This is a genomic window from Nocardioides sp. CPCC 206348 (assembly GCF_048654705.1).
Taxonomy (GTDB): Bacteria; Actinomycetota; Actinomycetes; order Propionibacteriales; family Nocardioidaceae; genus Nocardioides.
Genome location: NZ_JBMCZA010000211.1, coordinates 17,077 through 19,402 on the forward strand (window position 1 = coordinate 17,077; position 2,326 = coordinate 19,402).

A 2,326-nucleotide genomic window follows, 5' to 3' on the forward strand; every position below is an offset into this window, starting at 1 on the left:
GTCGACGTGGCCGGCATGCCGACCATGTCGGGCACCGACGCCTGGTCGCCCCGGCCGGCGAGGAAGGACGGCGACTTCGCTGCGTCGTACCTCGCCACCGGGATGATCGCGCTGGGCAAGAGCCAGCTCTCGGAGTACGGCTTCAGCGCGTCCGCCGAGCACCCGCGACTCGGTGCGGTCCGCACCCCGTGGAACACCGACCACTCGGCCGGTGCCTCGAGCGCCGGCTCGGCCGCACTCGTCGCGGCGGGCGCCGTACCGATCGCTCACGCGAACGGCGGCGGCGGTTCCATCCGGATCCCGGCGTCGGTCAACGGGTTGGTCGGCCTCAAGCCGACCCGCGGCCGGTTGCCGCAGGACAGGCTGATGCGGGAGATGCCGATCAAGATCGTCTCCGACGGGGTGGTGACGCGGACGGTGCGCGACACGGCCGCGTTCTACCGGGAGGCCGAGCGCGTCCAGCGCAACCTCGCGCTCCCGCCGATCGGCGACCTGACCCGGCCGATCAAGCGCCGGCTGCGGATCGCGCTGAACACCAGTGGCGTGGGCCGTGGAGCGGACGCCGAGACGCGCGCGCTGACCGAGGAGACCGCGGCCCTGCTCGAGGACCTCGGGCACACGGTGACCGAGACCGATGCCCCGATCGGCCCCGGCTTCGCCGACGACTTCCTCCTCTACTGGGCGGTGCTCGCCCAGGCGATGCTGACCACCGGCCGGCCGGTCCACGGGCGCACGTGGAGCAAGGCGAAGCACGACAACCTCACCCTCGGGCTGGCCCGGCACGCACGACGAAACCTGCACCGCCTCCCCGGGACGATCACGCGCCTGAAGCGTGCCAACGCCCAGGCCGAGCTCTACTACGAGAAGTACGACGTCGCGCTGACCCCGACGCTCGGTGCGGCCACGCCCCCCGTGGGCCACCTCGATCCGACCCAGAGCTACGACGTGATCATCGACAAGCTGATGGACTGGGTGGCCTTCACGCCGTGGCAGAACGTCACGGGTGCACCGGCCATTTCGTTGCCCCTCGCGACCACCGCGACGGGCCTCCCGCAGGGCATGATGTTCGGGGCTGCACCCGGTCAGGAGACCCTCCTGATCGAGCTCGCCTACGAGCTCGAACAGGCCCGACCGTTCGCCCGGATCCACGCCTGAATTCGGCTCTGCACGGCCCGATTTCTCCTCCGCCGAAAGCGCGTGTATCGTTCTGCGGCGTTGCCCCTTTAGCTCAGACGGCAGAGCGTCTCCATGGTAAGGAGAAGGTCTACGGTTCGATTCCGTAAAGGGGCTCTGGGACAAGGGTCTGCCAATCCGGACGGTGAAAGCCGCAAGGTGCGGCAGACGCCCTGACCCCCTGGCGGGGTAGCTCAGGTGGTTAGAGCACACGGCTCATAATCGTGGTGTCGCGGGTTCGAGTCCCGCCCCCGCTACGCCAGATGACGAAGAATCACCCCGGCAGTACCCCATAGACAGCAGTAGAAGGACTTCCCGTGGCCAGCAAGAGCTCAGACGTTCGCCCCAAGATCACGCTCGCGTGCGTGGACTGCAAGGAGCGGAACTACATCACGAAGAAGAACCGCCGCAACGACCCCGACCGCATCGAGCTGTCGAAGTTCTGCCCGCGTTGCCGCACCCACACCGCGCACCGCGAGACCCGCTGACGCACTCGTTCGACCCAGCGCCCCTTCGGCGCTCCGCCAGTCCGTGGCCCCCTTCGGGGACCGCGGACTGATGTCGTTTTGCGACCTCTAGGCTGGGGCCATGCCGATCGACGCCTCCCTCGTCGGGCGTGGTTACCCCCCGACGCAGCCCTACCCGGTCACGACGGATGCCGTCGTGGCCTTCGCCACCTCGGTCGGGGGCAGCTACGACGTCGCAGCGGGCCTCCCGCCGACCTTCCCGATCGTGGTCACCTTCGCCGCCCTCCAGGACTTCCTGGATGTCGAGCAGGTCGAGCTGTCCCGGATCGTCCACGGCGACCAGCGCTTCCGCTACGAGCGCCCCGTCGTCATCGGTGACGTGCTGACCGCTGCCCTCACCGTCACCGGTGTGCGGTCCATCGGCGGCAACGACATCGTGAGCACCTCCAGCGAGATCGTCGACGCCTCCGGCTCCGTCGTGTGTACGGCGACCGCGACCATCGTCCACCGGGGAGCCACCGCATGAGCGCCATCAGCGACCTCGCCACGGGCGACGTGCTCCCCGAGGTCACCTACGAGATCACCCGCGCCGACCTGGTCGCCTACGCGGCGGCCAGCGGCGACCAGAACCCGATCCACCAGGACGAGGAGATCGCGCTCGCGGTCGGCCTGCCCGGTGTGATCGC

The 2,326-nt window shown here is 69.3% G+C and carries 4 protein-coding genes and 2 tRNA genes; all 6 read left to right on the plus strand.

Annotated features, from left to right (window positions below):
• Nucleotides 1-1,155, plus strand: a 1,155-nt coding sequence (locus tag ACOADB_RS21790) for an amidase (protein WP_378603504.1), incomplete at its 5' end; no start/stop codon positions are given.
• Between the two features lie 62 nt (nt 1,156-1,217).
• Nucleotides 1,218-1,290: transfer RNA gene (locus ACOADB_RS21795), tRNA-Thr, on the plus strand.
• Between the two features lie 66 nt (nt 1,291-1,356).
• A tRNA-Met gene (locus ACOADB_RS21800) sits at nt 1,357-1,430 on the plus strand.
• 60 nt (nt 1,431-1,490) lie between these two features.
• A complete protein-coding gene (gene rpmG, locus ACOADB_RS21805; RefSeq protein ID WP_036490026.1) occupies nt 1,491-1,661 on the plus strand; it encodes a 50S ribosomal protein L33 in 171 nt (56 codons plus the stop codon).
• Between the two features lie 100 nt (nt 1,662-1,761).
• Nucleotides 1,762-2,166 carry an FAS1-like dehydratase domain-containing protein gene (locus tag ACOADB_RS21810; protein ID WP_378603507.1) on the plus strand — a complete coding sequence of 135 codons (405 nt, stop codon included), beginning with the start codon at nt 1,762-1,764 and terminating at the stop codon, nt 2,164-2,166.
• Nucleotides 2,163-2,326, plus strand: a 164-nt coding sequence (locus ACOADB_RS21815; protein WP_378603603.1) for a MaoC/PaaZ C-terminal domain-containing protein, incomplete at its 3' end; no start/stop codon positions are given. The genes ACOADB_RS21810 and ACOADB_RS21815, both read left to right, overlap by 4 nt.